This window comes from Shewanella gelidimarina (assembly GCF_023283945.1).
GTDB classification, from domain to species: Bacteria; Pseudomonadota; Gammaproteobacteria; order Enterobacterales; family Shewanellaceae; genus Shewanella; species Shewanella gelidimarina.
In genome coordinates this window covers 158,932-165,592 of the sequence record NZ_JAKIKW010000009.1, presented here as the reverse complement: position 1 = coordinate 165,592, position 6,661 = coordinate 158,932, and the positions used below count along the sequence as shown (strand labels likewise).

At 41.0% G+C, this 6,661-nt stretch carries 6 protein-coding genes; 5 read left to right on the top strand and 1 reads right to left on the bottom strand.

What is annotated here, in order from left to right:
* The first annotated feature begins 139 nt into the window (after positions 1-139).
* On the top strand, positions 140-1,375 hold the full coding sequence (locus L2729_RS10210) for a multiheme c-type cytochrome (RefSeq protein ID WP_248988165.1): 1,236 nt from the start codon (positions 140-142) through the stop codon (positions 1,373-1,375).
* 146 nt (positions 1,376-1,521) lie between these two features.
* On the opposite strand, the gene L2729_RS10205 is transcribed toward L2729_RS10210, so the two are convergent.
* Positions 1,522-2,475, bottom strand: a complete 954-nt coding sequence (locus L2729_RS10205; protein ID WP_248988164.1) for a LysR substrate-binding domain-containing protein — start codon at positions 2,473-2,475, stop codon at positions 1,522-1,524.
* A 642-nt stretch (positions 2,476-3,117) separates the two neighbouring features.
* On the opposite strand from L2729_RS10205, the gene L2729_RS10200 reads away from it, so the two are divergent.
* From L2729_RS10200 to L2729_RS10185, 4 genes are all read left to right on the top strand, one after another.
* On the top strand, positions 3,118-4,173 hold the full coding sequence (locus tag L2729_RS10200; RefSeq protein ID WP_248988163.1) for an HlyD family secretion protein: 1,056 nt from the start codon (positions 3,118-3,120) through the stop codon (positions 4,171-4,173).
* An 11-nt stretch (positions 4,174-4,184) separates the two neighbouring features.
* Entirely contained in the window at positions 4,185-5,207 is a 1,023-nt protein-coding gene (locus L2729_RS10195; protein ID WP_248988162.1) for a DUF2955 domain-containing protein, read from the top strand.
* Positions 5,167-5,628 (top strand): MarR family winged helix-turn-helix transcriptional regulator, encoded by a 462-nt coding sequence (locus tag L2729_RS10190; RefSeq protein ID WP_248988161.1) that lies wholly within the window; start codon positions 5,167-5,169, stop codon positions 5,626-5,628. Before L2729_RS10195 ends, L2729_RS10190 begins: the two co-directional genes overlap by 41 nt.
* Positions 5,629-5,739: 111 nt before the next feature.
* Positions 5,740-6,435 (top strand): 2OG-Fe(II) oxygenase family protein, encoded by a 696-nt coding sequence (locus L2729_RS10185; RefSeq protein ID WP_248988160.1) that lies wholly within the window; start codon positions 5,740-5,742, stop codon positions 6,433-6,435.
* Positions 6,436-6,661 lie beyond the last annotated feature (226 nt).

Below are 6,661 nucleotides of genomic sequence, written 5' to 3'. Positions count from 1 at the left end.
AGCTTGGTACTTGAACCCCGGCGGGAAAGAACATTCCCCAGAACAGTAAAGCCACGGCCTCAACGATATGCTAGAAACAAAAATGCCGCTCACCTTAAGTGAACGGCATTAAACACTAGACACTGTTAAAATTGACATTTTGGATGTACAACCAACAATTTTACCAACGCTTTCATCTAGGTATGACGGTGGTCAATATCAAACGGCGGAATTGGAAGTTACCATTCGAGTAACCGATAGCGAAGGCGCGCCAATCACGGTGAGTCCAATCGAAGCGGGTTGGTTTAAATATCTAGATGTCAGTTTCGCTTGGGATGCAGAAAATGCATATCACTTTCTTGCTTTGGAAGCTGAAGGGAATCCTGGCTTAGTGCCTAATTCTGACGGTGAGTTATCGGCTAGAGCGAGCCATGCTAATAACGTCAGCTTCAATAACGCACCAAACGAGATGATAATACGTTCAGTTCCCGAGAAAGGTGAATATACCTACAAGGTATCTGGTGTACCGGATCCAACGATTAGCACTAGAGCTAGCAACGGATTAATTATTCCTGTTGGCACAGAGAACAAAACAGGCATCATCGCAATCGAAACTGTTATTTTCATTGACCCTGATACAGGGAAACCTCTAAAAGGCAGTGAAGCAACAGGAACTGTACGTTCTTCAGTCGCTTTTTTCAACAAGAATGGATTAGTTGAGAAAGGCCGTCGTACTATAGTCACTAACGAGACTTGTGCAGCTTGTCATGGTGATCAAGGTTATGCTGAACACGGTGATTCTCGTAATGATATGGAGCAGCAATGTGCAGCGTGTCATGCACCAGGAAGTTCTGAATGGGATGAAGCTCACCTGTTAAATGGTATTGCTCCGAAAGATCCTCTTACAGACCACCTGGCTTGGAATGTCTTTGTTCATGCAATGCATGCTCAAGGTCGTGAAGAGCAACAAACTGGTGGCATTATAGCTACTGATCCTAACGGTAAAACGGTAGAGATCGAACAGCGCAGAGCATTCGAATATCCTGCACGTCTTAGTGATTGTAGCCAGTGTCATGTTGAAGGTACTGCTAACTTAGATGCAATAGAGAAAGGCACGGCGGTCATCACTCGTAAAGTATACGAGAAAGATGCGCCTCGTTACGCTACGAGTCCTGCGGCGGCTACGTGTTGGTCATGTCATGCAGGAAAACCTGGCGAGAAAAATGAAGCATTGCGTAGTCATATGACGTCAAACGGTGCAACATTTGAAACTAAAATTATTGATGGTGTAAATGCAACGATTAATGGCTCAATGATCCTCGATGTCGTTCTTCCTCGAGAAGCATGTTCAGTTTGCCATACATCGGATAATATTAATAAAGTACATAATTTCTAATATCACTCGATACCATCTTTTTTAGTCTCACTAAGTGTAATGAAGGCTTGATTTATCGAGCCTTCATTTTTTATTTAAAATGAATTGCGATTAAGCGAATGAAATAAAATCAGCGCTCATGAATTTCAAAAGCAATAGATTTATGTTTATAAATCTATCGATTTTGAAATGATATTGCAAAGTTCACTTCGCACGGATTGGGAATACTTACGGTATTTACTTTCTCTTTCTATGATATAAAAATCTGGAGATACCATGCTTTGCAGTAATCGTTTAGCTTGGTCTAAAGCCATTCTTTCAGAACGAATACCTGGTAATGAATTAAGCACGTCACACTCAGAAGAAGATTCAATAGCCAAGCTCTTCATGGTGAGTAAATGTGCATATAAAGTTTCTAGACCAATAACTTTATGGGTGCTGGTTAATTTAACACCTTCTTTTTGGCAAAAAACTTCAAATGGATCTACTTTATCATTGAATCCTTTTATCTCTTGATATACGAAAGGATGCTTAGACAAATCTTCTAATATAATAGGATCATTCATATCCCATATAGGATGTTTATCATTACCAACTACACACAAATTTTTAATCGTACCAATCACCTCTGTCTCAAGATTTTTTGTTTGTTGTTTACCTAAACATAACCCTAAATCGATCTCACCATTATGCAAACGTTCAGGGGAGTTTTCATCCCAATTTAACAATTCGAATTTTAACGAAGGTAAATTATAGAGAGAGCGGGCTACGAAACAAATTAACCCAGGGCTAACAGCAACTCTTAGCACTTCAGTAGGACTTTCTAGCGGCTCAGATAGAGAAACATCTTCTATATGCGATGCTAAATCCACAAATTGGCTAATCGGTAGAAACAAAATATCAGATAGCGGAGTCGGTTTTAGACCTTGATGACGCCTGATGAAAAGTTCATCATCAAATGTTGCTCGCAATGCCTTTAGAGACCTAGCTATTTTTGATGCTGAAACACTTAATAGCCTAGCGGTTACATTCGCGCTACCATTTACATAAATGGATTTAAAGACGGCTAATGTAAAAATATCGAGATCGTATATTTTTGAATTAATTTTGATTTTATCCACTAATGTTACCTATTCGCTAGCTCAATAACTTTACCACTTCACTCTAACATATCGGGCTTTTCTCCTAAAGCTAGACAGGTTCTGGCCAGTATCAATTAGGCACCCATTTTAATAGCTGCGCAATACGCTTAGCCAGCTGTGGATACAACTAAGATAAACCGCTCGCTGGCATCTTCCCCATATGGATATAGGAAATGTAATTATGATGTCGGGAACATCAATGACTATCCATCGCGGCATTTATGAATCCATTCACATCAAACGAGCAGTCCTTCTTACTCGACTCTTTATTAATAACCGAGGGCGAAGTTCCAATCACCTACAGTCGACCCATCTACAGATACAGTAGAGTCACGTTTTGCGACTTCATCTCTGAAATCGAAGGCCTTTGCCGTATCGAAACAGGCTTAGAAAGCCACCATCATCTAGCATTTAAGTTTTTAACTTAAAAACTAAAACCCCCTTCCCCATCAAAGCTAACAAAAAGCATGATTAACGCGAAACCAAATATTGTTGCGCATACAACAACTTTAACGTACCATTTTAAATGTTGCATGCACAACAATATAGAATAAAGGGGTAATATTGTATTTATAATATTGGCAAACCCCGTTATGAGTGACATAAATAATCGGGTTAAAAATGAATATGAATGATAGTTTTTACAAATACATCAGTTGGTTAGTTTTAGCTGTTGCACTGGGGTTCTCTGCCTTCCTAATTGTCTCTGACAACATTGCACCATTTACAACTCAAGCAAGTGTGCAAAAGAGTGTTGCGACAATTGCTTCTGAGGTGCCTGGCGTGGTGACTCAGATCCATGTTAAAAACGGTCAACAGATACATAAAGGGCAGCTGCTCTACAGCATAGATAAAGCGGGCTATCTAATTGCGGTCAAAGAGGCTGAAGCAGAACTACATCAGGCAAAAGAAGCTGACTCCGCTAAATGGCAGGAGCTGTCAAAAGCCAAGCAAGAACGACTTCAGCGTCAGGCCGAGAATGACAATTGGCTTCGAAAGTTAACACGCTATCAAACCTTGCTAAAGGGCGGGCTGATCACCACTGAAGAGCTTGAAGATGTTCAGCTTTCTTATTCTGTTGCACAAAGCTCCATCATCGCAGCCGATGCTGAAGTACTAAGAATTGCCGCGGAGCTGGCACAAAAACAAGACAGTGCTGCAATTGAGCTTGCAAGAGCTAAGCTAGAGCAAAAAACGCTGGATCTTATTCATACCGATATCATTGCTCAAGTCGATGGTTCGGTGAGTAACTTACAGTTAGAAGCTGGGACTTACCTCAATACTGGCGAAATCAGTTTGTTTTTAGTTAACGAGCTGAATAGCTGGATTAACGCTGATTTTAATGAGAAAGGTGTCAATTTTTTTACCACTGGTGTTGAGGTAGTGCTTGTGTTTGATGCATTACCTGGACAAATATTTTCTGGCCATATTATTAATCAAGATCGCGCAATATATGATTCATCGAGTGTCGGCAGTCTATTGTCAGATGTGACAAACGATGATCGCTGGATCCGTGAACAACAAAAAATACGCACCCGTATTTCTGTTAAGGAACTGGATACAAAATTGATCTCAGGCTCTAGGGCGAGTGTCATGGTGTTAAATGGCAATAGCGTGATCGACTCCTTCGCATTGAGTTGGATGAAACTCGTTAGCTATTTCCGTTATATCTACTAAGCAGGTTGCCTATGTTTAAGACATTATCTCAACGCAACGAGGCCATTCGAATTACCCTTGTGATCACGCTTTGTATGCTGCTGGGTCAGATGCTTGATTTTGAATCCACCGTATATTTGGCACTTTACCCCACAATAGCGATGACCAAAGTGAAGGACTACTCCTGGTTAGGTTTATTGAAAACCTTTGCCCCTACCTTTATTGCGGCTTGTATCGCACTAATTGTTGCTGAAACATTCCAATCTCATCCCTTTATTGTGTGGACGATAAGCTTGTTGTTTATCGACTATATGCGTAAAAAGGCTGATACACCCGCTAAATTGGGCGCGGCAATCATGCCTATTTTTAACTGGGTACTGATTGTCATTTTTTCACAATTCAGTAGCCAAAGTATGCCGGACCGCATTGATGAAGTGGGTCTGTCAATGTTGATCACCATCATCATCGCTAAAATGATGGTGGCACTTTTCCCTTTAGAAAAACAACCGAGTCCACCCACCTTTAACAGGACTAAAGTCACTTATAAGCAACGTCTGCTGACGATGGCATTTATTGGTACCGGTATCGTAGTACTAATGAACATCGATCTTATTTCAGCCACATTTTGCATGGTGCCAGTGATAGCAGCGGCTATTCAAGTCGATAAGAAGCGTTATCAACAAGTTGTTTCACGTCGATTTATCACGCAAATCAGTGGCTGTGCCATAGCCATGGTGATGAGTATTGCGATAGCGGGACACCAAACAATTTTAAGCTATTATGCTTTGATCTTAGGCGTGGCTATTTTTGCGATGGCAATGGCGATGGTAAGGTCGTCAAATACAGATAGAGACACCCATAGTGATGCGATGTTAGCCACGGTTTTACCAATACAACTCTACTTAGGGACTTCAGGCTTCGGATTAGAGAGTATCTTGCTTAGAGCATGGGAACTTGCTGTCACTTTAGGTATATTGTTTTTAGTTTTTCAGCTATCGAAAATCAGAGAGAATCATGTCGACTGGAGTCAATTTAATACCAGAGTTCGAAACTAGTGCTTCGTTTATGATGGGGCTAGCTTACAAGCAGTTTAGAACCTTATCTAATCAAGCTTTATCATCTAAGCTCAACATTAGTATCGAAATGCTTGGCGCGCTAAAAGTGTTATCTCATCATGGCAAATTAATGCAACAGGGACTAGCCGATGCACTACTTCGTGAACGCAGTGCCACAAAGCGATTAGTTGATAATTGTATTAAACGCGGCTTGATTGAAGCGTATAAAAACGAAGCCAATAAAAAGGCCAAATATTTAGTGATCACCGACAAAGGCGAGACAGTAAAAAATGAAGCCAGTGTCATCATTGCTGATATTAATGAACAATTTTTTGGGCCACTGACTGTTGAAGAACGCCAAGTGTTGCTCAACACCTGCCGCAAGCTAATTAAAGATGACATCTATCTCGGCGGAGATTAGTTCTTTAATTTTCTGTTAATGATTTTAAAGAGTCGGTGATAGGCGTTATTATCCAAGCCTGTATTATCAAATCTTGAGCCGATGCGCTAAAGATACAAACGGGTCGTTTCAATGTGGTTAAATGAAGAACAGCTAATCGATTCTAGGATAGTTGCATATCGAGAGTCTTTATTGAACTCTTGCCCCCATCATATCGTGATTGATAACTTACTTGATGAAGACAGACTCGATGACGTAATCAAGGTGCTGCAGCAGCCGCATGACTGGCAAACTCAAAAACATACTTATTCTGCTTTATATGTCGATGACGCCCAATGGGAAAATACCACCGCAGAGCAACGCTTTGTACAGCGAGATGTGTGGCAACGTGCAACGGCGAGTTCCAACAACACCTCTGCCGATATAGCGCAGAATTTGTTGTCATTTTTGCGCGGGGATGAGTTTATGTCGCTGTTATCACGTATTTTTAATGTGACGATAACCGATATGAATGTCGAAGACCCTGACATTAACAGCAATTATTTTCGCTTAGGTGCTACCGACTTTGTTGAGCTACATGCAGATGACTCCCCCGGAAGAGAAATCTGTATGCTGTTGTATTTAAATAAAGAGTGGCACAACAATGCCGGAGGTCAACTCACGTTTATCGGTGAAAATAATCAGCCTATGAGTATTGCGCCTTTATATAACCGCTGTGTTTTATTTGATCCATCATCAAAAGGCTCTGAACACTGGGTTGAAAAGTTAAATGCTGAATATACCGATGAATATCGCTATAACGTGACCAGTTGGTATTGGTCTGAATAATGTACTTTTCTATAAAAATGCTCAGGCTTTAAATAACACTCAGTGGTGACGATAGCCATCATCCCCATAGAAGTTGCCGAAGTACCAGAGGACACCTTGTAAAGTAACATCCCTAATGCCCACTCAGGCGTGGACATCGCTTTCGAGGGGCTGACATCTCCTTGGTCTGACCTATAAGACCTGTGACATTCCAGGTATCATTCAGGCATTCCCACATCCGTGTGGG